This window comes from Streptomyces sp. NPDC022552, from assembly GCF_055561875.1.
In genome coordinates this window covers 1,045,233-1,070,270 of the sequence record NZ_JBVHGJ010000001.1, presented here as the reverse complement: position 1 = coordinate 1,070,270, position 25,038 = coordinate 1,045,233, and the positions used below count along the sequence as shown (strand labels likewise).

The window sequence follows — 25,038 nt, the reverse complement described above, 5'->3', positions numbered from 1 at the left end:
GCCATCGCCCCCACTCAACGGTCTGTCAGGGATGCGGGACCTGGGCCCCTTGCTCCGGGGTCAGGCGGGGGCCGGGAGGCCGACCAGGGCGGCGATCGTGTCCTGGTGCCTTCCCGTCGAACCCAGGGCGATCTGGTCGGACTTGGCCCGCTTAAGTGCCAGGTGCGCCGGGTGCTCCCAGGTCATGCCGATGCCGCCGTGTAGCTGTACGCACTCCTCGGCCGCGTGGACGGCGACCTTCGCGCAGTACGCCTGGGCGACGGCGACGGTCAGCGGCGCGTCGGGGCTGCCCGTGGCCAGCGCGTCGGCGGCGGCACGGGCCGCCGCCCGGGCGTTCACGACCTCCAGCCAGAGCTGCGCCATGCGGTGCTTGAGCGCCTGGAAGGAGCCGACGGGCCGGTTGAACTGGTAGCGGGTGCGGGTGTGGCGGACGGTCTCCTCCAGGCACCACTCGGCGAGCCCCAGCTGCTCGGAGGCGAGCAGCCCGGCCCCCGCGAGCAGACCGCGCCTGATCGCGGCCGTGGAGGTCTCCGCGTCGGCGAGCCGGACGCCGCTCGCGCCGGTCGTGGTCACCGTCGCGAGGGGCCGGGTCAGGTCGAGCGGTGTCTGCGGCTCCACGCCGGCGGCGTCCGCCGCGACCGCGTGCAGGCCGTCGGCCCGCGGGACGAGGAACACGTCGGCGAGGGCGGCGTCGGCGACACCGTCGACGGTCCCGGTGGTGGACGGCGCCGCGTCGGGGGCCGTGGACAGGGGCAGCGCGAGCACGGCGACCCTGCCCCCGGAGGCGAGCCCCGCGAGGAGCTCGGCGACCGGGGCGCTCTCCGTGTCCAGGGCGAGCAGGATCTCGGTCGCGACCACGGCGCTGGTGAGGTACGGCGCCGGGGTCACCGCGCGCCCCAGCTCCTCCAGGACCACGGCCGCCTCGCGGTGGCTCGCGCCCTGGCCGCCCAGCTTCTCGGGAACGAGCAGCCCCGCCGCGCCGATCTCGCCCGCGAGGGACTTCCAGAGGCCGGGGACGTACGGGTCACCGGTCTCGACCCGGCCGAGCAGCGCGGCCGGGCCGGCCCGGTCGGTGAGCAGGGAGCGGACCGCCGCCCGCAGGTCGTCCTCGGCATCGGAGTAGAGCAGGTCAGTCATCGCGCGAGGTCCTTCCAGGCGACGTCCTTGTCGTTGCGGGGCTCGGCGGGCAGGCCGAGGACGCGTTCGGCGACGATGTTCAGCAGGACCTCGGTCGTACCGCCCTCGATCGAGTTGCCCTTGGAGCGCAGATAGCGGTAGCCGGCGTCGCGGCCTGTGAAGTCGACCAGCTCGGGGCGGCGCATGGTCCAGTCGCCGTACAGCAGCCCTTCCTCGCCCAGCAGTTCGACCTCCAGGCCGCTGATGACCTGGTTGAGGCGGGCGAAGCCGAGCTTCATCGCGCTGCCCTCGGGTCCCGGCTGTCCGGCGACGAGCTGCTGGCGCAGGCGTTCCCCGGTGAGCCGGGCCACCTCGGCGTCCACCCACAGGTCGAGCAGCCGCCGGTGGAGGTCGTGGGTGCGCAGGTCCGGTCGGTCGCGCCAGGTCGTGGCGACGGGTCCGATCATGCCGCCCTCGCGGGGGATGCGGGCGCCGCCGATCGAGACCCGCTCGTTCATCAGCGTGGTCTGGGCGACCCGCCAGCCGTCGCCGGTCTCGCCGAGCCGATGGGCGTCGGGGATGCGGACGTCGGTGAGGAAGACCTCGTTGAACTCGGCCTCGCCGGTGATCTGGCGCAGCGGCCGCACCTCGACGCCCGGGTCGCTCATGTCGCAGATGAAGTACGTGATGCCGCGGTGCTTGGGCAGATCGGGGTCGGTGCGGGCGATGAGGATGGCCCAGCGGGCGACATGGGCGCTGGACGTCCACACCTTCTGGCCGTTGACGATCCAGTCGCCGGTGGCGTCGTCGCGGACGGCGCGGGTGCCGAGCGCGGCGAGGTCGGAGCCGGCGCCGGGCTCGCTGAAGAGCTGGCACCACACCTCCTCGCCCACCCACAGCGGCTTGAGGAAGCGCTGCTTGACCTCTTCGGAGCCGTACGCGAGGAGGGTCGGCGCCGCCATGCCGAGGCCGATGCCGATCCGGCGGGGATCGTTGTCGGGGGCCTCGGCGGCGGTGAGTTCGGCGTCCACGACGGCCTGCAGGGAGCGCGGGGCGTCGAGTCCGCCGAGGCCGACGGGGTAGTGCACCCAGGCGAGCCCGGCGTCGAAGCGGGCCCGCAGGAAGTCGGTGCTGTCGGTGGTCGCGGGCGGGTGCTCGGCGAGCAACCGCTGCGTCCGGGCGCGCAGTTCGGCGGCGTCCGGGGTCGGGGCGGTCATGCGGCCGCTCCTTCGGGGACGACGACGAGGCGGCCGGTGGTGGCGCCCTCGCTCACGCGCTGCACGGCGTCCGCCGCGCCGGTGAGCGGGACACGCTCGCTGACCAGGGGCTTGATCAGGCCCTTGGCGGCGTACTCGGTGAGCGTCTCGTGGCAGCGGAGGATCGCCGCGGGGTCCTTGAGGTTGTAGAGGCCCCAGTGGAGTCCGAGGATCGAGTAGTTCTTGACGAGGGCGTGGTTGAGGGCGGCGGAGGGGATGACCCCGCTGGCGAAGCCGACCACCACGATCCGGCCCTCGAAGGCGACGACCTTCGTGGACTGGGTGTAGGCCTCGCCGCCGACGGGGTCGTAGATCACATCGGCCCCACGGCCGCCGGTGGCCTCCTTGACGGCGGTGATGACGTCCTCGGAGCGCCGGTCGACGACGATGTCGCAGCCGAGCGCGCGGGCGGCCTCGGCCTTCTCCGCCCCGCCGACGACACCGATGACGGTGGCGCCGGCCGCCTTGCCGAGCTGGACGGCCGCGCTGCCGACTCCGCCCGCGGCGGCGTGGACGAGCAGGGTCTCGCCCTCCTTGAGGGCGGCGCGGCGGTGCAGCCCGAACCAGCCCGTCTGGTAGCCGATGTGGAGAGCGGCCGCCTCGGCGTCGTCGAGGGCCTCGGGGGCGGGCAGCAGGGCCGCCGAGTCCGCCACCGCGTAGTCGGCGAAGCCGCCGTACGGGAGGGCGGGGGTCGCGATGACCCGCCGGCCGTCCTCGGTCTCGCCGCAGATCTCCACCCCGGGGGTGAAGGGGAGCGGGGGCCGCACCTGGTACTGACCCCGGCAGAGCAGGGCGTCCGGGAAGTTGACGTTGGCGGCGCGCACCCTGAGGAGGAGCTGCCCCTCGCCGGGCGTGGGCGCCTCCACCTCGTCGAGCTGCATCACCTCGCCCGGCTCGCCGTTCTCGTGCACTCGCCATGCCTGCATCGCGGTCCTCCACCAGCCGTCGTCCGTACTGCGCGGTCGATCGCATACTAAGCGGTCGCTTGTGCCCGGTGGAACCATGTGCCGGGGACTTCTTGCACCCGGCCGCCCCGCGCACCGTCGGCTCAGGACTGCTTCGGGCGGGCCCGTACATGCATCCGCTCACCCTGCGGACCGAACAGGCTGAGGAACTCCACGGGCCCGTCGGGCGTCGGTCCGAACCAGTGCGGTACGCGCGTGTCGAACTCGGCGGCCTCCCCCGCCCCCAGCACGACGTCGTGCTCGCCGAGGACGAGGCGCAACTTCCCGGACAGCACGTAGAGCCACTCGTACCCCTCGTGGACCCGCGGATCCGGATTCTCGTACGGCTTCTCCTGCACCACCTTGTACGCCTGGAGGCCACCCGGCTGGCGGGTGAGCGGGAACATCGTCCGGCCGTGCCGCACGATCGGCTTGGCCTTGACCCGGGGGTCGCCGACCGGCGGCGCGCCGACCAGCTCGTCCAGCGGCACCTGATGGGCGCGGGCGATGGGGAGCAGCAGCTCCAGGCTCGGCCGTCGCTGCCCCGACTCCAGTCGGGAGAGGGTGCTCACGGAGATCCCGGTGGAGGCGGAGAGGTCCCCGAGCGTGGCTCCGCGATCGCGCCGGATCCGGCGCAGCCGTGGACCGACCTCGTTCAGCACGGCGTCGATGCGGTCGTCCCCGGTATCTGCTTCAGTCATCTCTCCATTGCAGAAACAGCAAACGCGTTTGTCAACCCCGGTCGCCGGAGGGACGCTGCCGGTATGAGTGGACACACGAGCACACATGACCCTCGCCCCTACGACGTGGTGGTGGTCGGTGGCGGCGCGGCCGGGCTGAGCGCGGCCTTGATCCTCGGCCGGTCGCGGCGCCGGACCCTGGTCGTCGACGCCGGTGAGCCGCGCAACGCCCCGGCCGCCCATATGCACGGGTTCCTCTCCCGGGACGGGATGAGCCCGGCGGAGTTCCTGGAGACGGGACGGCGCGAGATCGCCGCGTACGGGGTGGAGTGGACGGCGGGCCGCGTGACGGAGGCGGTACGGGACGGCTCCGACGGGTTCGTCGTGACGGTGGACGGCGGCCGCCGCGTCGAGGCGCGCCGGCTGATCGTCACCACCGGGCTGGCCGACGAGCTCCCGGCGATCGACGGGGTCGCCGAGCGGTGGGGGCGGGAGGTGCTGCACTGCCCGTACTGCCATGGCTGGGAGGTCCGCGACCAGGCCTTCGGGGTGATCGCGCACCCCGTCATGGCCGCTCATCAGGCCGTGATCCTCTCCCACTGGTCCCCGGACGTGACCCTTTTCCTGCACACGGCCGCACCGCTCTCCGAGGAGGAGCGCGCCCGGGTCGCGGCGGCCGGCGTCGAGGTGGTGGCGGGCGAGGTGGCGGGTCTGGTCGTCGAGGACGACCGGTTCACCGGCGTACGGATGGCGGACGGCCGGGTCGTCGAGCGCGACATGCTCTTCGTAGGTCCCCGCATGACACCGAGGGACGGGCTGCTCACCGCGCTCGGCGCCGAGACCCACGAGACGCCGCTCGGCGCGTTCGTGGCGGTCGACGAGACCGGCCGGACGAGCGTGCCGGGCGTGTGGGCGGCGGGCAACGCGATCGGTGCCCAGGAGCAGGTGATCAACGCCGCGAGCGGGGGCTACCGGGCCGGGGTGGCGATCAACATGGAGCTGCTCATGGGCGACCTGGACCGCAAGGTCGCGGCCGCGGGCTGACGGGGCGTCCCGCCGAGGGCCGCCGCGGCTTTCCGTCGCGAGCCGACAGGGCTTCAGTTCTCGTCCTCGCCGCGCTATCGATGCGGCATGACGAACGCAGAGACGGATCCGCCGGGACTGCCCGCCCCTCCCCCGCTCGGTGCGAGCGCGCTGCCACCCGGGACGTACGAGGGGCGGACGGTTCTGGTGACCGGGGGCGGGTCCGGGCTGGGGAAGGCCGTCGCCGCCGAGTTCGCCCGGCTGGGCGCGGAGCTGATGCTCGTCGGCCGGACGGCCGCCCGCCTGGAGGCCGCGCGGCGGGAGCTGGCGCGGATCGGCGGGACGCGGGTGGCGACCGCGGTCTGTGACATCCGTGAGCCCGCCGCCGTGGCCTGCGCCTTCGACACGTGCGAGACGGCGCTCGGCTCCCGGCCGGACGTCCTGGTGAACAACGCGGCCGCCAATTTCCCCGTGCCGGCGGAGGAGTTGTCGCCCAACGGCTGGCGCGCGGTCGTCGACATCACGCTGACCGGGACCTGGTTCATGACCCGGGAGTTCGCCCGGCGCCACCTCGCCGCGCGCACGCCCGGGTCCGTCGTCAACGTGGGCGCCTCCTACGCCTGGACCGGCGGCCCGGGGTTCGCGCACTCGGCGGCGGCGAAGGCCGGGGTGAAGAACCTGGTCGAGACCCTGGCGGTGGAGTGGGGGCCGTACGGGATCCAGGTCAACGGACTGGTGCCGGGTCTGATGCCGCACGAGGACATGACGGACGACATCCGGGGCGCGCTCGGGCGGGCGCCGCACCAGGACGCCCGGCAGCCCGCCCTGCGCGTGGGATACCCGCGGGAGCTGGGCTGGGCGGCGACCTTCCTGGCCTCTCCGTACGCCCGGTTCGTCTCCGGGCACACGCTGGTGGTGGACGGCGCGAACTGGCAGCGCCGGGCCCTCGTCAACGATCCCGTGGTGCCGGTGCGCGAGCAGCTTGGCCGGGGGCGGTTCGGGGAGTGACGCGCGCTGGTCCACGCGGATGAACCCGGGCGGCTGCGGCTGCGACGGCGAGGGAGAGCGGCGAGGATCGGCGAGGGTGACCGGACGACCTCCAGACTCGGAAAGGCAGGGCACACCACATGCTCGGTACGGACTTCACCAAGGGATCGCCCAGCTGGGTCGACCTGGGCAGCCCCGACACCGCGGTCGCCGCCGCGTTCTACACCGCCGTCTTCGGCTGGGAGTTCGCCTCGGCGGGGCCGGACGCCGGAGGCTACGGCTTCTTCCAGCAGGACGGGAAGACCGTCGCCGCCCTCGGTCCGCTGACGGAGGCGGGGGCGAGCAGCGCGTGGACGCTGTACTTCCAGACGCCCGACGCCGACGCCACGGCCAAGACCACCGAGTCCGCGGGCGGGACCGTGCGTGCCGAGCCCATGGACGTCATGACCGCAGGGCGGATGGCCCAGCTGACCGACCCGGCGGGCGCCGACTTCGCGATCTGGCAGCCGGGCGAGACGAAGGGCCTCGACAAGGCCTCCGAGAACAACACTCTCTGCTGGGCCGAGCTGCACGTGCCCGACCCGACGTCCGCCCTGCACTTCTACGGGAAGCTGTTCGGCTGGCGCTCGCAGGAGATGGAGGCGCCGGGGATGACCTACCGTGTGCTGTCCACCGCCGAGGGCGATCTGGAGGACGCCACCTTCGGCGGGGTCGCCGAACTCCAGGAGGGCGGGAACAAGGCGCGCTGGATCCCGTACTTCGGTGTGACGGACGCGGACGACATCGTCGCCCGCGCGCAGGGCAACGGCGGGTCGGTTCTGATGCCGGCGGCCGACATCCCCGACGTCGGCCGCATCGCGTGGCTCGCGGACCCCTTCGGAGCCGCGTTCGCGGTCCTGAAGCCCGCCCCGCCGAACTAGGGCGCGTTTCGAGACCTTGTCGGCACGGACCTCGCCCGGCCGGGTGCGCGGGTGCCCCGGCCCGGGGCTGAGCGCACCCGGACAGCCCCCGGATCGCCTCGCTCGGCTGTCCTGGGGGCTGTCCGTCATGGACTGCCGTCTGTCACCCGATCGGTGACCACTCTGCGATCTTCTCCGCGCGTAATTCTCCATTGCGCGCATTCTCGGGCGTGCTCTGAGTAGGGTCCGGAGCGTTACCGGTCCACGACCGCGCTATCAGCTGCGGCGCCGATGATTGGGCACGAATTGACCGTCGAGACGGGCGCCAAACCCACACAGGTGGTTCTGCAGAAATCACGGCGGAACATTCTCGTTCGACGTGCCTTCCTGTCGTTTCGCCGCGCCAGCCCGGCCATCCTCTGCTACCTGGCCTGCAAAGTCCTGGGTGTCACCTGGATCGCGATGCGATCGAAGGAGGGCGACCAGTCTCTTGTGACATTGCTGGGCTATGTGTGGGATGCGCGGTGGTACCTGGGCATCGCACAGAATGGCTACGGGCACGCGGATCTGATTCCCGGCTACGGCGGCGGCCCGGCCGGCAGATGGCAGGATCTCGCGTTCTTTCCGTTGTATCCGGGTGTCGTGCGAGCGGCCGACGAACTGCTGCCGACGACAATCGTCGGTACCGCACTGCTGATCAGCTTCGTGTCCTCCTGTGTCGCGGCATGGGGGATCCATGCCTTCGGCACGGCCCTGCACGGCAATCGCGTCGGACTGCTGCTCGTCGTCCTGTGGGGTCTGCTGCCGCAGGCCTTCATCCAGTCCATGGCCTACCCGGAGGCGATGTTCACCGCGCTGTGCGCCTGGGCGCTGTACGCGCTGGTGACGCAACGTCTGGTCACGGCGTCCTTCCTTGCCGTGGCTGCGGGCCTGACCCGTCCGTTGGGCGTCGCGGTAGTGGCCGCCGTCGTCGTCACGGCGGTGCTCGCCTCGCCGCGCGGGCGCCGGACGCTCGCCGCTGTCCTCATCGCGCCCCTGGGGTTGCTCGGCTATTTCGTGTGGGCCGGAGTGTCCACCGGGCGACCGCTGGGCTACTTCGATGTGCAGCGGGACTGGAAAACGCACGTCGACTTCGGCCAGTCCGTCATCGCTGCCACGAACAGGGTGGCCGCCGGCCACGTGAGCGCGGTGGAACAAGGTTCCGTGCTCATCGTGATCGCGGGCCTTGTCCTCCTGTGGGCTCTTCTGAGTTCGCGTCCGCCGGCAGCCGTCGTCGTCTTCACTCTGGTCCTGGTGGCCGTAGCCGTAGGCGTGAGCGGCTACATTCAGATCAAGCCCCGCTTTCTGCTGCCCGGATTCACCCTGCTGCTGCCCGCGGCCGCCGCTCTGGCCAGGGCCAGACCGATCACCGTGGTCGCGACGCTCTCCGCACTGGCGTTCGTCTCCTTCACCTACGGGGCCTTCTTCGTGACCTCCGGATACACGCCGTAGCGCCCTGACGTAGGCCGTCGCCGCACCGCTGCGGTTCGGTCAGGTGCCGTCGAAGTGCGGGGGCCGGCGGGTCGCCTTGGCGGCGTAGCCTTCGCGGGCGTCGTCCGAGGTCAGGGTGAGCGCCGCGGAGAGGGCCGCGCGGTCCAGGGCGGCGGACATGCCCTGGTCCGCGAAGGCGTCGATGTTCCGTTTGATCGCGCGGACGGCGAGCGGCGCGGCGCACGCGATGGCGTCCGCCGTTTCTCGGGCCGTGCGATCCAGGTCGTCGCGGGGCGTGACGACCTGGACGAGGCCGAGCCGTTCGGCGGTGGCGGCGTCGATCCGGCGGCCGGTGAGGGCCAGGTACTTGGCCCAGCCCGCGCCCGCCTCACGGGCGATCCGCAGATCGCCGCCCGCGTCGACGGCGACGCCGAGGCCCGCCTCGGGGAGGGCGAACACGGCGTCGTCGGCGGCGATCCGGATGTCCGCCATCAGCGCGAGCTCGAAGCCGAAGCCGAGGCAGTAGCCCTGGACGGCGGCCACGACCGGCTGCGGCAGCCGGGCGAAGACCGCGAAGCGTTCGTGGACCCAGCGGATGCCTTCGTCGTACCGCTGGATCCTCTCCGCGGCCGTGCGGCCGGTGATCCCGCCACCGGGCGCCGTGACATCGATGCCCGCGCAGAACGCGCGCCCCTCGGCCCGCAGCAGCACGACCCGTACGCGTTCGTCGAAGCGGAGCCGGTCGGCCATGAGGCCGAGCTGGCGGCTGGCCTCCCAGCTCCAGCCGTTGAGCTTCTCCGGCCGGCAGAGCGTGAGGACGCCGACGCCGCCCTCGACCGTGAGTGCGATGCGCTCCTCGCCCTCCGGGATCTCCGTGCCGAGCGTGTCGATCACGGCGCACCACCTCCTGATTCTGACGCCCTGTCAGGCAGGGGGTCAGGCTAGGGGGTCAGCACTGCCAGAGGAAGGCCGCCCGCCGGCATCCGTCGCAGACGAAGGAATAGGCGTATCCCCCGCCGAAGTTGGCGACCTGGTCCAGCTGGGCCACGAACCCCATCTTCGTGCCGCAGTCGGCGCAGTCCGGTGTCTCGTCCCACTGGAGCCAGTACGGCTCCCCGCCGAGCTGTCCCAGGACGTCCTTGCCGTCCACGGGCCCGAACGTGTCCTCCTCTCCGTACGTCTCGGCCGCGACGGGCCGCGCGGTCAGGACGGAGACCTCGTCGAGCCGCGTCACGCCCTCGGCCGGGGCGGTGGCCGGAAGGAGTCCCTCGGCGGGGAAGACGTACGCCCGGTTGCCGCCCGCGGCGGGATCCCACTCCTGGCACAGCCCCGGCTCGTTCTGGCACATGAAGACGGAGACGACGTCCGCGCCACGGTCCAGATGCGCGATGAACTGCATCGCCCCCTCGCACTCCGCGCAGAGCGGCCAGACGAAACCCTCCGGCACGAGAGGCAGGCCGCCCGCGCGGGAGACGGGCGCGACGGGATCGGTCACGCCACCGTGGAGAAGCAGTGTGGTCATGCGGGCGAGGTTAGGCCACACCACTGACAGCGCCCCGGCGGCGGCTTCCCCGGCCGTCTAGCGGGAGAACAGCTCGAAGGCGACGGCCGGCCGTCCGCCGTACCGGGCGGCGAAGCGCTCGTTGTTCTGCGCCAGGAAGGTACGGACGTACTGTTCGGGGTCCTGGTCCGTCAGGCCCTCGATGTACGCGCGGTGGGCGAGCAGCGACTGCACGGAGCGCTCGATGCCGGGCGTGGCGTCGACGGCGTGGGTCGGCGTGTTCGTTCCGGCGACCGCCACCCAGCGCACACCGTTCCACGGTTCCAGGCCCTGCTCGGTCAGTTCGGGGAAGATCCAGCGGTTGCCCGCGTCGCCCGCCGCGTCGAGCGTGGCGCGGCCGACGGCCACGTGGTCCGGCGTGTTCCAGAACCCGCCGACGCCCGAACCCCAGGTGTCACGGTGGTTGAGCGTGATGACGAGCTCGGGCCGGTGGCGGCGGACGGCCGCCGCGATGTCGCGGCGCAGGCCGAGTCCGTACTCGATCACCCCGTCCCGGTGGTCGAGGAACTCGACGGCCGACACCCCGACCACCTCCGCGCTCGCCCGCTGCTCCTGCTCCCGCAGCGGGCCGCAGGTGGCCGGGGCGATCGAGTCGATGCCGGCCTCGCCACGGGTCGCGAGGACGTAGACGACCTCCTTGCCGGCGTCCGTCCACCCCGCGATGGCGGCGGCGCAGCCGTACTCCAGATCGTCCGGGTGGGCGACCACGGCGAGCGCGCGCTGCCAGTCGTCGGGCATGTCGTCGAGGGGTGTGCTGCTCGTGTCGATCATGGGCGCAGGATACGGGGGTTCACCCCCGGATCGCTCCGGAAAGGATGACCGAGCGGGAGGCGTGACGGGGGCGGTCCGGGTTCAGGCCGCGCCGCGCCGCGAGGGTGACGGCGAGGCGCTGGGCGCGTACCAGGGCGGCCACCGGGTCGATGGCGTCGGCGTCGAACAGCGCGCCGGTGGCCTCCACTTCCTCCCGCAGACCGGCCGGCTCCGGACCGAGGCAGCACACGAGACTCGTCCGGTCGCTGATGACGATCGGCCCGTGGCGGTACTCCATCGCCGCGTAGGACTCCGCCCAGGCGCGCGCCACGCCACGGAGCTTGTGCGCGGCCTCGTCGGCGAGTCCGACCGTCCAGCCGGTGCCCAGGAAGGTGAACTGGGCGCGCCGCTCCCAGACCGTGGGCAGCGGTTCGTAGAGGGCGAGTTCGGCGTCGGCGATCGAGGGGGCGAGGTCCACGCCCAGCCCCGCGCGCAGCAGTTGGAGGGCGGTGGTGGCGAACCGGGTCTGGACGACGGAGCGTTCGTCGGCGTAGTCGAGGACGACGACCCGGTCCGCGTGGTCCGCGGCCCGGCTGTCGGGGACGCCGGTCAGGACGAGCGTCGGGATACGGCCGGCCGCGCGGGCGAGCAGGGTCACCACCTCCGTGGTCGCACCGGAGCGGGTGAGGGCGACGATCCGGTCGTAGCCGCGGCCGAGCGGGGTCTCGTCGGAGGCGGGGAAGGCGTCGGTCTCGCCCGCGCCGAGGGATTCACGCAGGGCGGCGTAGGCACGGGCCATGAAGTACGAGGTGCCGCAGCCGACGACCGCGATCCGCTCACCCCGCCGGGGCAGCAGATCGGCGTGGTCGGCGGCGGTGTCCGCCGCACGGCGCCAGCAGTCGGGCTGTCCGGCGATCTCGGCACTGACGTGGGTGGTCATGTCCGGTCCTCTCCTGGGTGCACTCCGGACGAGTTCTATCCGTCGCGCCCCGCGCGCACCATGAGCAATCAGGACGCACTGCTTGGACTTTTCCACCCGCCTGTGACGGTGCTCGTGCCGCGGGAGGCGCGGACGGCCGGCCGTGGCCGGCGCCGATGTCACGGATCGCGCGGCGAGGCCCGGCCCCGGGCGGTCAGATCTCGCCCCGGGCGAGGGAGAGCAGCCGGTCGAGCACCCTCGGCCCTCCGGCCCGCACGCCGTCGTGCTCGAACTCGTCCGTCACCCAGGTGCGCAGCCCCCGGACGGCGCGGGCGGTCTCCAGCGAGTGGGCGGTGTCGACGTACATGTCGTCGTGGTAGACGGCCGCGGCTACGGGCACCTCGTTGGCGGCGAGCCTCGCGGGGTCGTAGAGCGGGGCCCAGTCCGTCCGTTCGGCGAGGAGGTGGGCGGTCTCGCGGAGCGGGCGCAGCGCGGGGTCGGTCTCGAAGTGCCAGGGGTGGACGGTCTCTCCGGTGAAGAGGAGGGGTGCGTCACCGGCCAGGGCCTTCTCCGCGTCGAACTCCGGGAACTCGGCGCGGACGCGTTCCGCGGCCCAGGCCGTCGGTCCCTGGCCCTGGGCGTAGATGGCCTCGTGGAGCACGGCGTAGAGCGGGTGTCCGGCGTACGAGAGCCTGCCCTGGACGTTCTCCAGGAAGGCGTCGGAGAGTGCGGGGCCGGCGGGCGTGGGGACGAAGGCCTCTTCCAGGAGGAAGTGCAGCTCGTGGGTTCCCTCGCCGCTGCCGAGGAGGATGCCGAGGGACTGGAAGGCCTGGGCGGTGAGAAGTCCGCCGTTCGGCAGGGTCGTCGGGTGCTCCAGGAGGTGGGCGGCGATCCGGCGGGCGCGCTCGACGTCCTGCGGGTAGCGGGCGTAGTGGGCCTCGACCTTGCGCCGTACCCGGGGGTAGGCGGCCCGGTAGACCTCGTCGGCGGTGGCGTGCAGGGAGGGCAGACCGCCGGTGATGAGGGCCGTGCGCACGCCCTCGGGGGCGCTGGAGAGGTAGTGGGTGGCGCAGAAGCCGCCGAAGCTCTGGCCGAGGACGGTCCAGGGCGCGCCGCGGGTGAGGCGCTTCCGGATGAGTTCGCAGTCCTTGACGATCGAGTCGGCGCGGAAGTGCGCGAGGTGGTCGGCCTGCTGCCGCGGGGTGCCGTGCAGGGGCAGGGTCTGGCGGTTGACGGGGGTGGAGTGACCGGTGCCGCGCTGGTCGAGGAGGAGGACGCGATGGTCCTGGACCGCCCGGCCGAGCCAGGCCTGCCGGCCGATGAAGCGGCGGGCTCCGAAGCCGGGCCCGCCCTCCAGGTACACCAGCCAGGGCAGGTCCTCGGCCGACCTGTCGTGCGCGACGACCTCACGGCCGTAGACCTCGATCTGTTCGCCTCCGGGGTCCGCGTGGTCGAGCGGAACGGTGAAGCGGCGGTCGGTGAGGACGAGGCCGGGCTGGCGGTAGCTGGTCAATGCGGCTCCTGTTCGATACGCCCCCCGCCCGCCCAGTGCATCACAGGGCGCGGGCCGGGGGCGCGTCGAGGGGTCAGGAAGGCGTCACGAGGTGGGGAAGTCGTCGGCGGACCTGATCCGGTCGCGAATCCAGACGCCGGCCTCCTTCAGGGACGAGGTGCCCGTCCAGGGACCGTTGCCGTCGCACGTGCCGGTCTTGAAGACCGCGCCCGAGCGGTGGTCGTCGGAGAAGTTCCAGTTGGTCCAGCTGATCTTCTTCGCGGCCATCAGGTCGATGTACTTCTGCGTCATACCGAAGTCGTTGGCGCCCTCACCCGCGTAGTCCTGGGTGCCGAACTCGGTGACGAACACGGGGATCCGGTCGGCGGCCCGGGAGAGGGTGTTCAGGTACTCCTCGCGGTGGGACATCGCGTAGAAGTGGAACGTGTACATGACGTTGGTGGCGTTGACCGGGTTGTTGACGACCTCGGTCTCGCTGCCGCCGTTCGAGACGCCCAGGGAGGACCAGGCGCGGGTGCCGAGCAGGATCGGGGCGTTGCCGTCGATGTTCCGGATGACCGGGACGATCTGCTCGTGGTAGCTCTTGATCCTCGGCCAGGTCACGCTGTCGCCGTTGGGCTCGTTGGCGACCTCGTAGAAGATGTTGTTCTTGTCCTTGTGCCGGTTGGCGATGTCGGTGAAGAACCTCTTGGCGTTCGCCAGGTTGGCGTGCGGGTCGCCCGGCGTGAGCATGTGCCAGTCGACGATCACGTACATGCCGCGCGCGGTGGCCTGGTCGATCAGCGTGTGGGCGAGGTTGGTGAACTTGACCGGGTCGGTCTCCCAGCCGTCCTCCTGGACGTAGGTGGAGACGCGCAGGATGTCGGCCTTCCAGTCCTTGGCGAGGGCGTCCAGCGATCCGCTGGTGAGGCACTGCGGGTACCACTGGGTGCCGTGGCTGGACATGCCGCGCAGCTGGACGGGCTTGCCGTACTGGTTGCAGAGCTTGACGCCGCAGACCGTGAGCTGGCCGTTGATCGCGACCGGGGTGCCGCCGGCGGGCGGAGCCGTGGCGGTGTCGACCTTGATGTGGTCGACGTTGGGGCCGCCGTTGGCGGTGGTGGCTGTGGCGCGGATGGTGTTGGCGCCCGCCCTGAGGTTCACCGTGAGGGTGGTGGTGGCCCAGGCGGTCCAGGCGCCTGTTCCGGCGAAGGCCTTGCCGGCGGCGGCGACGGTGCCGTTGACCGCGATGTCCATGGGCCGGTCGGTGGTGGTGCCGTTGGCGTAGCGCAGGGTCAGGGTCGCCTGGCCCGCCTGCGCGGCGTCGACGTTCCACTGGACGTAACCGCCGGTGGCGTTGTCGTAGTTGACGAATCCGGTGCCGGTGAAGCCCGCGTGGTTGGACTCGACCGCGCCCCGCGAGACGGTGGCGGTCTCCGCCTCATGGGTGACGGGGGCCGCGACCGCGGCGGGTGGGGCGGTGGCGAGGCCGAGGAGGAGTGCGGCCGCCGCGGTGCCGGCGGCACCCAGGGAACGCAGTCGGAGACGTGCCGATCGTGCCGATGTCATGGGGGTCTCCCGGAACGATGGATTGGAAGGAAAGTTTCCTAACGGATGAATAGCAGCCCGGGCGAGCGACTCGCAAGGGTCATGACAAGAGACGATGTTCAGCGGGCTGTCGCTCCCCGGAAGGTCCCGGCCCCCGTGCACGGTGCGACCTCGCCTCCTAGCGTGGATCCATGATCCGGTTCGAGCAGGTCAGCAAGGTGTACGCGGACGGCACCACCGCGGTCGACGACCTCTCCTTCGACGTGGCCGAGGGGGAACTGGTCACGCTCGTCGGCCCCTCGGGCTGCGGCAAGACGACCACGATGATGATGGTCAACCGGCTGATCGAACCGACCTCGGGCCGGATCCTGGTCGACGGGGAGGACATCGCGAAGGTCGACCCGGTCAAGCTGCGACGGAGCATCGGCTACGTCATCCAGCAGGTCGGGCTCTTCCCGCACCGAACCGTCCTCGACAACACCGCCACCGTGCCCGCGCTGCTCGGCTGGAAGAAGTCGAAGGCAAGGGCCCGCGCCGCCGAACTCCTCGACCTGGTCGGCCTCGATCCCGAGACCTACGGCCGGCGCTATCCGGCGCAGCTCTCCGGCGGCCAGCGCCAGCGCGTCGGCGTCGCCCGCGCGCTCGCCGCCGACCCGCCCGTGCTGCTCATGGACGAACCCTTCGGGGCGGTGGACCCCGTGGTCCGCGAGCACCTCCAGAACGAGTTCCTGGGGCTCCAGGCCACCGTGCGCAAGACGGTCCTCCTGGTCACCCACGACATCGAGGAGGCGGTCCGCATGGGCGACCGGATCGCCGTGTACGGGCAGGGCCGCATCGAGCAGTTCGACACCCCGGCGGCCGTGCTCGGCGCGCCCGCCACGCCCTACGTCGCCCAGTTCGTCGGCGCCGACCGGGGGCTCAAGAGGCTCTCGGTCACCACGATCGAACCGGACGACCTGGAACAGCCGTCCGTGGCCCGCCTGGACGAGCCCGCGCCGGACGCGGCGGACCGGCTGCGTGCGGAAGGGGCGCGCTGGGCCGTCGTCCTGGGCGCCGACGGCGATCTGCACGGCTGGGTCGCCACCGACGTCCTCGCGCTCGCGGGCCGGGAGGGCACGGTCGGCGACCTGGCCCGCCGCATGGAGGCCTGGGTGCCGGTCGGGGCCCCGCTGAAGCACGCGTTCAGCGAGATGCTCCAGCACGACGCGGGCTGGGTGGCCGTCCTCGACGGGGCGCGGTTCCTCGGCGTCCTCACCCCGGCGAAACTCCACGAGGCACTGCGCCGCTCCGTGGACGCCGACGCCAAGGGCGTGGGCCGGGACGAGGTCGAGTTCGACTCGGTCCACGACGTGTGAGGGGCCCGGGCGTCAGCCCGAGCCGGCGGGGACGAGCCTCTTCTCCTGCAGGTACGTCCGCGCGACGTCCTCCGGCAGGCGGCGCCAGCTGTCCACCTGCTCGTTCATGTGCGCCAGATCGGCCGTGGTCAGAACCGCGTTGAGCCGCCCCAGAGCGGAGGTGACGCGCTCGCCGCCGGCCCGGGAGCGGTTGACCACGGGGACGATGTGGTCCGCGTTCTGGAGGTGTTTGTCGTCGGCGAGCAGCACCAGTCCGAAGTCGTCGAGCGTGGCGTCGGTGGTCGTGGTCAGGACCATCTGGTCCTCCCCGCTCTGCACGGCCTGCTTGGCCTGAGTGGTCCCCACGCCCTTCGGGTCGACGCCGGTGACGACGATGCCGTACGTCTCCCTCAGACCGGGCGCGCAGTACGGCCGCTGGACGCACTCGTCGCCCGCCGCGAGCCGTACGGGAAGCTTCGCCGCGCCGACGTCGCTCAGGGTCTTCAGCCCGTGCTCGGTCGCGTACGCGCGCGTGACGGCGAAGGCGTTCTGGTCGACGGCCCGGCCCGCGTCGAGGACCGTGAGGCCGCGCGGTCCGGCGAGCCCGCGCAGGGCGGTCATCGTGGCGGCCAGGTCGGGCGAGCCGACGGTCGGCGCGTCAGGCCCGTGCGCCTTGGCGTTCAGCCAGTCCGCGAAGGTGGCCGCGTACTCCGGTACGACGTCGATCTGACCGCTCTCCAGGGCCGGCTCGTAGATCTCACGGTTGGTCACCGAGAGGATCTTCGTGCCGTACCCGGCGTCTTCGAGGAGCAGTGCGTACATCTGGGCCAGCAGATCGCTCTCGGTGAAGCCGGCGGAGCCGATGGTCAGGTCCTGGCTGTCGCCGGGCGGGGCGGTGACCTCGCCCTGCTTCTCGAGCGAGGGGCCGGTGGCGCAGCCGGTGAGGGCGGACAGGGCCAGCGCGAGCGCCACCGCACCCGCCGCGCCACTCCGCCCTCTCATGCCACGCTCCCCCGTGCCCAGGAGGGGGCCAGGCGCTGCGCTCCCTCGAAGACACCCTCGACCACCAGTGCGAAGAGCGCGACGAGCACCGCGCCCGCGACGACCTGAGGGGTCGAGGCGAGGTTGAACCCGGCGGTGATGATCCGGCCGAGACCCCCGCCGCCCGCGAGCGCGGCGACGGTCGCGGTCGCCACGAGCTGCACGGCGGCGATACGGACGCCGGTGAGGATCAGCGGGAGCGCCAGCGGCAGTTCCACCCCGAAGAGCATCTGCCGGCCGGTCATCCCCATCCCCCGCGCTGCCCGTACGACGTCGGCGTCGACGCCGCGCATGCCGACGTACGCGTTGGTGAGGAGCGGCGGGACGGCGAAGAGGACGAGCGCGATGATCGTGGGCCACTCCCCGTACGAACCGATCGGGCTGAGCAGCAGCAGGACGAGGACGGCGAAGGTGGGCACGGCGCGGCCGACGTTGGAGAGGTTGACGGCGAGGGCGCCGCCCTTGCCGAGGTGGCCGAGGGTCAGCGCGACGGGGAGTGCGATCGCGCAGCTCAGCGCGAGGCAGACGACGGTCAGGTAGAGGTGCTCGGCGAGGCGGTGCCGGATCCCGTTGTCGCCCGACCAGTTGGCGGCGCTGGTGAGCCATTCCCAGGTGGCGGAGAGGGTGTTCACGCGGCCTGCCTCCGGGCCCAGGGCGTGAGCAGCCGCTGCGCGCCGAGCAGCAGCAGGTCGGCGACGACCGCGATGACCACGCAGAGGGCGGAGGCGGTGAGGACCTGCGCCTTGAAGTAGGTGTTCATCCCCGAGTAGATGAGGTTGCCGAGTCCGCCGTGGCCGACGATCGCCCCGATGGTGACGAGGGAGACCGCCGAGACCGTGGCGATGCGCAGCCCGGCCATCGAGGCGGGGAGCGCGAGCGGCAGCTCGACGGTGAGCAGCAGCCGGACAGGCCCGTAGCCCATGCCGCGCGCGGCCTGCCGGGTGTCCTCGGGGACGGCGCGGAGGCCGGCCAGGATGTTCCGTACGAGCAGCGTGAGCGAGTAGAGGACGAGCCCGGCGATGACCAGTGCGGCGCTCAGCCCGTAGAGGGGCAGGAGCAGCGAGAACATCGCGAGGGACGGGATCGTGTACAGGATCGTGGTGACCCCGAGGACGGGAGCGGCGGCCCAGCGCCGGCGGCGGGCGGCGACGGCGAGGGGCACGGCGAGCAGCAGACCGAGGGCGACGGAGACGACGGTCAGTTGCAGATGCTGGAGGACCGCGTCGCCGAGGATCTCGCTCCGGGAGGTCAGATAGGCGCCGCAGATCCACTCGTTGCGCGCGAGGCAGTCGTCGGGAGGCGCGGTCATCCCCCCATTGCAGGCGGCGGCCCGGAGCGGCGCACTCCGGGCGGTCCGTTCGGGCGGGTCGTCCCGCGCGGGCCGCCGCGGACGCCTTCATGGGCGGCCGCCGCCCTGGGCGGTCACAGCCGGAAGGTGACTCCCCGCCATGTCCAGCCGGCACCGAGAACCGCGTTCCGCAAGGGGTTCTTCATGTCCCGGGAGTCGAAGCGGAGCGTCTCGACCCGGCGCCGACGGCCGTCGGGCCCGCGCTCGTACGTCCACTCGCGCGCCACCCGGGTCGCGTGCCCGCGGCCGTACTCCCGCTCCCGCGCGTCCCACTGTTCGTCGAGGGCGCGCACCACGCGGTCGGCGGGGACGAAGCGCATCCGGGTCCGCAGGGTGAGCCGTAGCTCCGGGACCCGCCACTCGGCCACCAGGTCGGCGCGCTCGGCGGCGGTGGCGTGGCGCACGACGTAGGGCACGCCCGGGGCGTTGATCCCGAGCAGCGCGGCCCGGACGTCCTCCGTCGAGCGCGGGGCGATGCCGGCCTCGGGGCGTCTGGTGCCGGTGAGTCGGTCGAAGAAGCCCATCCTCCGACCCTAGCCGGGGTACGGCTCGTGAAGATCGTCGGGCCAGGTTTCGTGCTCCTCGCGCAGGGCCTGTTCACTGCGCTCCTTGAGTTGCTCGCCCTGTTCCCGCAGCCGGGCGGCCTCTTCGGGGTCGGCGCTCTGCCGTGCCCGCTGGAGAAGATTCTCCGCCTTGTCGCGCTGGTACTGGGCGTGGGCGTGCGCGGCCTCGCCTTCCCTCCTGCTCTCCCGGCCCCCGCCCTCCGGCCCTCTGCTGTCGCGTCCGGACATGGCGCACCTCCTCGGCCTGCGGCTTCCCGGACGGCCACAGGGGAAACCCCGCGCACGGACGCCAGAGGCCGTGCGGCGACGGCGCCCGGCCCTCCCGCTGACACCGGGGCCGTACGGCGACGGCCCGGCCCCTCGCTCGGAGGGCCGGGCCGTCGCCGTACGGCTCGCTACTCCTGGATGACGGACAGGACGTTGCCCGCCGGATCGGTGAACCACGCGATCGCGGTCGGCCCCTCCGGGCCCCTGACGACACCCTTGGCGTCGTGCTCGAACTCCGGGTAGCGCTTGAGGGTCACGCCCCGCTTCTCCAGCGCGTCGACGGCCACCTCGATGTCGTCGACGGGGAAGTTCAGGATCGTGAAGGACGCGGGCGTGTGGTTGTCCTTGGGATAGACGAAGATGTTCGCGCCGCTCCCCAGCTTGATGGTCAGCATCCGCATGGGCCCGGCACCCGACTCCTCCACCTGGAGACCGAGGGTGTCGCCGTAGAACCGGTGAGCCTTGTCCATGTCGTCGACCGAGAAGCCGCTGAACGCCTTCGACTGTCCGAACATGCCGTTGTCTCCTTCGCGTGTGCCGTTCGGGATTTCCGAGGGCACACCCAGCGGACCACCGACCGGACGCCCGCCACTCGGGCTGACGTCCGGATGGTCTCCGCCCGTCACCCTCAGGGAGCGATCGGCAGCCGGCGCTTGTGGTCGGTCAGCTCGTAGCGGCGGACGATCGAGGCGAACGCGGCCTCCGCGACCGGCTTGCCCTCCAGGAAGTCGTCGATGTCGTCGTACGTGACGCCGAGCGCGTCCTCGTCGGGCTTGCCCGGGTCGAGGGTCTCCAGGTCGGCCGTCGGGGTCTTCCACACCAGCTCGGCCGGGGCGCCGAGAGCCTCGGCACAGGCGCGCACGCGGCGCTTGGTCAGGCCGGTCAGCGGGACGACGTCGGCCGCGCCGTCGCCGTACTTGGTGAAGAAGCCGGAGACCGCCTCCGCCGCGTGGTCCGTGCCGACCACGAGGCCGTCGTGGGCGCCCGCGACGGCGTACTGCGCGATCATGCGCTGCCGGGCCTTGATGTTGCCCTGGACGAAGTCCTGGTGGTGGGCGTCCCGGAAGGTCACCCCGCCGGCCAGGCAGGCGTCCAGCGCGGCGTCGCTCGACGCCTTGACGTCGACGGTCAGGACCCGGTCGGCGGCGATGAAGCCCAGGGCGAGCTGGGCGTCCTTCTCGTCGGCCTGGACGCCGTAGGGCAGGCGCATGGCGTAGAAGGTGGCGTCGTGGCCCGCCGCGCGGGCCCGTTCCACGGCGAGCTGGCAGAGCCGGCCCGCGGTCGTGGAGTCCACGCCGCCGCTGATCCCGAGGACCAGGCTGCGCAGCCCGGTGGAGGTGAGGCGCTCGGCCAGGAAGGCGACCCGGCGTTCGATCTCGACGAGCGGGTCGAAGGTCGGGGACACCTCGAGTTCCCGGGCGATCTGCTGCTGCAGGGCGGTGGACGCCGCGTCGGTCACGGAGTGCTCCTCGGGGTGGTGCGACGGTTTGGGGGACGGCGCGGGTCCTGTACGCCCCGGTCGGGCACCGGTTCCCTCGCCGCGTCCGACTCTATGCGGCGGCGCCCGTGACCTGCTGCGCGGGCCCGGCCCGACCACTTGCCGCCACCGGACTCCCGCGCGGGCGGACTCGGGCGTCTCAGGCGCGGCGCGCCGTTCGGGCTGCCCGGCACTCACGGACGAACACGCGGGCGAAGCTCGCCGCCGCCCAGAGCAGCAGGACGTTGGCGAGCGCTCCGGCCACACCGAACACCAGCGGCCCGAGAGCGGACGCCGATGCGGCGGGCGGTTCGCCGGAGCCGAAGGGCGCCGACGCCAGGTACAGGACCACGACCGCCACGACGGACCCGGGGAGGGCCAGGACGTACGGCGCGGCCGAGCCGCCCGGGGAGAGGACGTCGACGAGGCCGAGGGCGGCCACCGTCCCGACGTAGAGGACGACGGCGCACAGGATCCAGGTACGAGGGCGCGGGAAGCTCATGGCCACATTATTGAACACGTTCAAGCCTCGTATCACCCCGGCCCCGCACGCGTTCGACCCCACGCGTCACGGATCCCGTCGCGACTCTTTACGGCCATGTCATGCACGGGTAACTTTCGCTCTCGCAAGCGCTTGCTGCAAGTTTCAGGCCGATTTTTCAGCGCCCGCCACGGCCTCTCCGCCGTGGCCCTGCTCCGGAGAAGAGACGCATGCGACGCACCCCCCTTCTGTGCTTCGGTCGCGCCCCGGCCGCGGCCGTGGTCACCGCCTGTCTGCTCGGGCTACTCTCCGCCACACCCCCGGCCGGCCCGGCCGCCGTGCCCTCGGTGCCCGTCGCGGCGGCGGAGAACACGGCGACGGTCTTCTACTACACAAAGACCAAGAACTGGCCGGCCCACCACCTCCACTACGCCCCCGACGGCGGCGCCTGGACCACCGTCCCCGGCATGGCGATGGAGGCGGCCTGTACGGACTGGGTGAAGAAGACGGTCGCCCTGGGCTCCGCCGAGGGACTCCAGGCCACCTTCAACAACGGCGCCGGCACCTGGGACAACAACGGCGGACAGAACTACGACCTCGGCACCGGCACGATCACGGTCAAGGACGGCGTGGTCGCCCACTCCGACCCGTGCGCCGACGACCCGGGCGAGCCCGAGCCCGGCAACCGGGCCACGGTCTACTACTCCACCGCCGCGCTCGGCTGGACCACCGCCAACCTGCACTACGCCCCCTCAGGCGGCACCTGGACCACCGTCCCCGGCATCGGCATGGAGGCCGCCTGCACCGGCTGGTGGAAGCGGACCGTCGACCTCGGTACCGCCACCGCGATGAGCGCCGTCTTCAACAACGGCAACGGCGTCTGGGACAACAACAACGGCGCGAACTACGCCCTCTCCGCCGGCACGACGACCGTCAAGGACAGGGTCGTCACCGCGGACGCCGCGAATCCGTGCGCCGCCGAGGTCCCCGACACCCAGGCGCCCAGCGTGCCCGTCGGGGTCACCGCGCGCGCCGACGGCACGTCCGTCGTCCTGACCTGGGAACCCGCCACCGACAACAAGGGGGTGACGGGCTATCAGGTGACCCGCACCGGCGGTACGGGCGGCACGACGGTCACCGACGTCGGCTCCACCGTCCTCTCCGACACGAACCTGGCGGAGAACACCGCCTACACCTATACGGTCCGGGCCCTCGACGCCGCCGGCAACGCCTCCGCAGCCTCCGCCCCCGCCCGGGCGACCACCGGCACGGCGCCGCCCGCCCCCGACCCGAGCCGCCCGCTCGGTACCGATCCGCGCAAGGACCCGATCTACTTCGTCCTGACGGCCCGCTTCAACGACGGCGACGCCTCGAACAACCGCGGCGGCAGCCAGCACACGAAGTCCGGCAACGCGGCCGGCGACGACCCCATGTTCCGGGGTGACTTCAAGGGCCTGGTGAACAAGCTCGACTACATCAAGGGGCTCGGCTTCTCGGCCGTCTGGATCACCCCCGTGGTGCTCAACCGGTCCGACTACGACTACCACGGGTACCACGGGTACGACTTCTACAAGGTCGACGCCCGCCTGGAGTCGGCCGGTGCCTCGTACCAGGACCTGATCAACGCGGCCCACGCCAAGGGTATGAAGATCTACCAGGACGTCGTCTACAACCACTCCTCCCGCTGGGGCGCGAAGGGCCTGTTCACCCCCAAGGCGTACGGCGTCCGCGACAGCCAGTGGAGCTGGTACTACGACGAGCCGAACTCCTCCTTCGAGTACGACGGGCTGACCGTGGAGCCGAAGTCCGGGAAGTCGTACTACAACGGCGATCTGTGGTCGACGGCCGCGCCGACCGGAAACACCTGCGTCAACTGGGGCACCCCCACCCAGTACACCTCCCCCGAGGGCTACCGGATCTACAACTGCCAGTGGCCGAACCCCACGTCCGGCATGTTCCCGAAGTCGCTCTACCACAACTGCTGGATCGGCAACTGGGAGGGCGAGGACTCCCGTTCCTGCTGGCTGCACGACGATCTGGCCGACTTCGCCACCGAGTCGGCGCCCGTGCAGAACTACCTGATCGGCGCCTACAACAAGTACATCGACATGGGGGTCGACGGCTTCCGCGTCGACACCGCCGTGCACATCCCGCGCACCACCTGGAACCGGCGCTTCCTGCCCGCCATACAGGAGCGGGTGACCCAGAAGTTCGGCGCGGAGGCAGCGAAGAACTTCTTCGTCTTCGGCGAGGTCGCCGCCTTCGTCAACGACAAGTGGAACCGCGGCTCGGTCAACCACTCCGCCCAGTTCTACACCTGGAAGGAGCGCAGGGAGTACGACGCCGACGACACCAGGGCCGCCCTGGAGATGTACGACTACGAGCAGCAGCAGGGTACGGCGACCCAGCCCACGTCCACCAACGCGTTCCTGAACGGCAACAGCTACCACGCTCCGGACCACAGCAGGTTCTCCGGGATGAACGTCATCGACATGCGCATGCACATGAACTTCGGTGACGCGCAGAACGCCTTCGGCAACGGCAAGGACTCCGACGACAGCTACAACGACGCCACCTACAACGTCGTGTACGTCGACAGCCACGACTACGGACCGAACAAGAGCAGCGAGCGCTACGCCGGCGGCACGGACGCCTGGGCGGAGAACATGTCGCTGATGTGGACCTTCCGCGGCATCCCCACGCTGTACTACGGCTCGGAGATCGAGTTCCAGAAGGGCAGGAAGATCGACTGCGGGCCCACCTGCCCGCTGGCGACCACGGGCCGCGCCTACTTCGGCGACCATCTCGCCGGGGACGTGAAGGCCTCCGGCTTCTCCACCGTGGAGTCGGCGAGCGGAGCGGTCGCCCAGACCCTCGCCCAGCCGCTGGTCCGGCACGTGCAGCGGCTCAATCAGATCCGCCGGGCGATTCCGGCGCTCCAGATGGGCCAGTACTCCACCGAGGGCATCAGCGGCTCGATGGCGTACAAGCGCCGCTACACCAGCGGCACGACGGACAGCTTCGCGCTGGTGACGGTCAGCGGCGGGGCGACCTTCACCGGCATCCCGAACGGCACCTACACGGACGCCGTCACCGGTGACCAGCGGGTCGTCGGCAACGGCACCCTGAGCGTCGCGGCGCCGGGGAAGGGCAACCTGCGGGTCTACGTCCTGAACGGGCCCGGCCGGATCGGCGCCGCGGGGCCGTACCTGAAGTAGCGGCCCCGGAGGCAGGGTCGAGAGGCGGGCGGGCCGCGGCGTGGGACGCCGCGGCCCGCTCCGTCACCGCCTTCCGCCGGCCCTTCCGCCGGGCAGCCGGGGGGCCAGGGTCCCGGCGGCGACCCTCAGCAGCCTGAGGACGACGGGCGGTGGCGCGTCGATGCGGTACCTGCGGCCCAGCCGGGACCACTGGTCCAGGACGCCGAGGAGGCCGGAGTCGCAGAACGTGACGCGGGAGGCGTCGAGGACCAGGTCGGTACAGCCGTCCGCGGCCGCGGAGACGATTATCGCCCGCAGCGGTGCGGCGCTGTGATGGTCGATCTCTCCGGTCAGCCGGACCAGGAGGGTCGCCGGGCCGACCCGCTCGCAGGAGTGGACGACTATGCCGCCGGGCGCGTTGTCCGCGCCCGGGTCGGGCACGGGAGGCCGGTGCGTCTCGGTCAGTATCGGTGCGGTGCTCGCGGTACTCACATACCCATCAACGGCCCTCGGGCACGCTCCGGAGAACGTGGCACGCCGTCCGGTCACCCCACCAGGCATCAGTGATCCACTTACGGGGGACACCGGGCATGTCGGGACGGGCCCCTGTCGTTCCCGGCCCCCGTCCCGCCGGAAGGGGGCGGGACCGTCGGGGAGCACCACGAGCCGGGCCTCGGCTTTCCCC

The 25,038-nt window shown here is 72.0% G+C and carries 25 protein-coding genes; 6 read left to right on the top strand and 19 right to left on the bottom strand.

Annotation, left to right across the window (positions count from 1 at the left end; translation table 11 throughout):
- Positions 1 to 60: 60 nt before the first annotated feature.
- The 4 genes from ACZ3OF_RS04875 to ACZ3OF_RS04860 all read right to left on the bottom strand — a co-directional run bounded on the left by ACZ3OF_RS04875 (position 61) and on the right by ACZ3OF_RS04860 (position 4,017).
- Positions 61 to 1,137, bottom strand: coding sequence for an acyl-CoA dehydrogenase family protein (locus ACZ3OF_RS04875; RefSeq protein WP_361666112.1), 1,077 nt, complete (start codon positions 1,135 to 1,137; stop codon positions 61 to 63).
- A complete protein-coding gene (locus ACZ3OF_RS04870) occupies positions 1,134 to 2,333 on the bottom strand; it encodes an acyl-CoA dehydrogenase family protein (RefSeq protein ID WP_361666115.1) in 1,200 nt (399 codons plus the stop codon). The genes ACZ3OF_RS04875 and ACZ3OF_RS04870 overlap by 4 nt, the downstream gene beginning before the upstream one ends.
- Positions 2,330 to 3,298, bottom strand: a complete 969-nt coding sequence (locus ACZ3OF_RS04865) for an NADPH:quinone oxidoreductase family protein (RefSeq protein WP_361666117.1) — start codon at positions 3,296 to 3,298, stop codon at positions 2,330 to 2,332. Before ACZ3OF_RS04865 ends, ACZ3OF_RS04870 begins: the two co-directional genes overlap by 4 nt.
- A 122-nt stretch (positions 3,299 to 3,420) precedes the next feature.
- Positions 3,421 to 4,017 carry a helix-turn-helix domain-containing protein gene (locus ACZ3OF_RS04860; RefSeq protein WP_361666119.1) on the bottom strand — a complete coding sequence of 199 codons (597 nt, stop codon included), beginning with the start codon at positions 4,015 to 4,017 and terminating at the stop codon, positions 3,421 to 3,423.
- A gap of 63 nt (positions 4,018 to 4,080) precedes the next feature.
- Here ACZ3OF_RS04860 and ACZ3OF_RS04855 point away from each other — a divergent pair, with 63 nt between their 5' ends.
- The 4 genes from ACZ3OF_RS04855 to ACZ3OF_RS04840 all read left to right on the top strand — a co-directional run bounded on the left by ACZ3OF_RS04855 (position 4,081) and on the right by ACZ3OF_RS04840 (position 8,396).
- Complete coding sequence (locus ACZ3OF_RS04855) at positions 4,081 to 5,040, top strand: NAD(P)/FAD-dependent oxidoreductase (RefSeq protein WP_467302760.1); 960 nt, start codon at positions 4,081 to 4,083, stop codon at positions 5,038 to 5,040.
- Between the two features lie 87 nt (positions 5,041 to 5,127).
- A complete protein-coding gene (locus ACZ3OF_RS04850) occupies positions 5,128 to 6,027 on the top strand; it encodes an SDR family oxidoreductase (protein ID WP_467302758.1) in 900 nt (299 codons plus the stop codon).
- Between the two features lie 119 nt (positions 6,028 to 6,146).
- Positions 6,147 to 6,926, top strand: coding sequence for a VOC family protein (locus tag ACZ3OF_RS04845; RefSeq protein WP_467302756.1), 780 nt, complete (start codon positions 6,147 to 6,149; stop codon positions 6,924 to 6,926).
- A gap of 285 nt (positions 6,927 to 7,211) precedes the next feature.
- Entirely contained in the window at positions 7,212 to 8,396 is a 1,185-nt protein-coding gene (locus tag ACZ3OF_RS04840) for a hypothetical protein (protein WP_467302754.1), read from the top strand.
- 39 nt (positions 8,397 to 8,435) lie between these two features.
- On the opposite strand, the gene ACZ3OF_RS04835 is transcribed toward ACZ3OF_RS04840, so the two are convergent.
- From ACZ3OF_RS04835 to ACZ3OF_RS04810, 6 genes are all read right to left on the bottom strand, one after another.
- Positions 8,436 to 9,269 (bottom strand): enoyl-CoA hydratase/isomerase family protein, encoded by an 834-nt coding sequence (locus ACZ3OF_RS04835; RefSeq protein WP_361666137.1) that lies wholly within the window; start codon positions 9,267 to 9,269, stop codon positions 8,436 to 8,438.
- A 55-nt stretch (positions 9,270 to 9,324) separates the two neighbouring features.
- The gene (locus tag ACZ3OF_RS04830) at positions 9,325 to 9,897 is read right to left on the bottom strand and encodes a YwqG family protein (protein WP_361666139.1); all 573 of its coding nucleotides are present in this window, start codon (positions 9,895 to 9,897) and stop codon (positions 9,325 to 9,327) included.
- A 57-nt stretch (positions 9,898 to 9,954) separates the two neighbouring features.
- Complete coding sequence (locus ACZ3OF_RS04825) at positions 9,955 to 10,707, bottom strand: PIG-L deacetylase family protein (RefSeq protein ID WP_361666141.1); 753 nt, start codon at positions 10,705 to 10,707, stop codon at positions 9,955 to 9,957.
- 19 nt (positions 10,708 to 10,726) lie between these two features.
- Positions 10,727 to 11,626, bottom strand: a complete 900-nt coding sequence (locus ACZ3OF_RS04820) for an SIS domain-containing protein (protein WP_361666143.1) — start codon at positions 11,624 to 11,626, stop codon at positions 10,727 to 10,729.
- Positions 11,627 to 11,819: 193 nt separating this feature from the next.
- Complete coding sequence (locus ACZ3OF_RS04815) at positions 11,820 to 13,118, bottom strand: alpha/beta fold hydrolase (protein WP_467302751.1); 1,299 nt, start codon at positions 13,116 to 13,118, stop codon at positions 11,820 to 11,822.
- Between the two features lie 84 nt (positions 13,119 to 13,202).
- Positions 13,203 to 14,666, bottom strand: a complete 1,464-nt coding sequence (locus tag ACZ3OF_RS04810; protein WP_361666147.1) for a cellulase family glycosylhydrolase — start codon at positions 14,664 to 14,666, stop codon at positions 13,203 to 13,205.
- 170 nt (positions 14,667 to 14,836) lie between these two features.
- Here ACZ3OF_RS04810 and ACZ3OF_RS04805 point away from each other — a divergent pair, with 170 nt between their 5' ends.
- Positions 14,837 to 16,000: a betaine/proline/choline family ABC transporter ATP-binding protein gene (locus ACZ3OF_RS04805; RefSeq protein WP_361666149.1), complete on the top strand. Its 1,164-nt coding sequence runs from the start codon at positions 14,837 to 14,839 to the stop codon at positions 15,998 to 16,000.
- Positions 16,001 to 16,012: 12 nt separating this feature from the next.
- Here the strand turns inward: ACZ3OF_RS04805 and ACZ3OF_RS04800 are convergent, their stop codons facing one another.
- From ACZ3OF_RS04800 to ACZ3OF_RS04765, 8 genes are all read right to left on the bottom strand, one after another.
- Positions 16,013 to 16,981 carry an ABC transporter substrate-binding protein gene (locus ACZ3OF_RS04800; protein WP_467302748.1) on the bottom strand — a complete coding sequence of 323 codons (969 nt, stop codon included), beginning with the start codon at positions 16,979 to 16,981 and terminating at the stop codon, positions 16,013 to 16,015.
- Positions 16,978 to 17,652 (bottom strand): ABC transporter permease, encoded by a 675-nt coding sequence (locus ACZ3OF_RS04795; protein WP_361666154.1) that lies wholly within the window; start codon positions 17,650 to 17,652, stop codon positions 16,978 to 16,980. Before ACZ3OF_RS04795 ends, ACZ3OF_RS04800 begins: the two co-directional genes overlap by 4 nt.
- The gene (locus ACZ3OF_RS04790; RefSeq protein ID WP_361666156.1) at positions 17,649 to 18,329 is read right to left on the bottom strand and encodes an ABC transporter permease; all 681 of its coding nucleotides are present in this window, start codon (positions 18,327 to 18,329) and stop codon (positions 17,649 to 17,651) included. Before ACZ3OF_RS04790 ends, ACZ3OF_RS04795 begins: the two co-directional genes overlap by 4 nt.
- Before the next feature lie 113 nt (positions 18,330 to 18,442).
- Positions 18,443 to 18,892: a hypothetical protein gene (locus ACZ3OF_RS04785; protein WP_361666158.1), complete on the bottom strand. Its 450-nt coding sequence runs from the start codon at positions 18,890 to 18,892 to the stop codon at positions 18,443 to 18,445.
- Between the two features lie 9 nt (positions 18,893 to 18,901).
- Positions 18,902 to 19,159, bottom strand: a complete 258-nt coding sequence (locus tag ACZ3OF_RS04780; RefSeq protein WP_361666161.1) for a DUF6381 family protein — start codon at positions 19,157 to 19,159, stop codon at positions 18,902 to 18,904.
- Between the two features lie 167 nt (positions 19,160 to 19,326).
- The gene (locus ACZ3OF_RS04775) at positions 19,327 to 19,713 is read right to left on the bottom strand and encodes a VOC family protein (protein ID WP_361666162.1); all 387 of its coding nucleotides are present in this window, start codon (positions 19,711 to 19,713) and stop codon (positions 19,327 to 19,329) included.
- A gap of 113 nt (positions 19,714 to 19,826) precedes the next feature.
- On the bottom strand, positions 19,827 to 20,657 hold the full coding sequence (gene nadE / locus ACZ3OF_RS04770) for an ammonia-dependent NAD(+) synthetase (RefSeq protein WP_361431631.1): 831 nt from the start codon (positions 20,655 to 20,657) through the stop codon (positions 19,827 to 19,829).
- A gap of 178 nt (positions 20,658 to 20,835) precedes the next feature.
- A complete protein-coding gene (locus ACZ3OF_RS04765; RefSeq protein ID WP_361666165.1) occupies positions 20,836 to 21,177 on the bottom strand; it encodes a hypothetical protein in 342 nt (113 codons plus the stop codon).
- Positions 21,178 to 21,386: 209 nt separating this feature from the next.
- Here ACZ3OF_RS04765 and ACZ3OF_RS04760 point away from each other — a divergent pair, with 209 nt between their 5' ends.
- Positions 21,387 to 24,374: a carbohydrate binding domain-containing protein gene (locus ACZ3OF_RS04760; protein WP_467302742.1), complete on the top strand. Its 2,988-nt coding sequence runs from the start codon at positions 21,387 to 21,389 to the stop codon at positions 24,372 to 24,374.
- A 63-nt stretch (positions 24,375 to 24,437) separates the two neighbouring features.
- Here the strand turns inward: ACZ3OF_RS04760 and ACZ3OF_RS04755 are convergent, their stop codons facing one another.
- A complete protein-coding gene (locus tag ACZ3OF_RS04755; RefSeq protein WP_361666170.1) occupies positions 24,438 to 24,845 on the bottom strand; it encodes an STAS domain-containing protein in 408 nt (135 codons plus the stop codon).
- Positions 24,846 to 25,038: the final 193 nt, after the last annotated feature.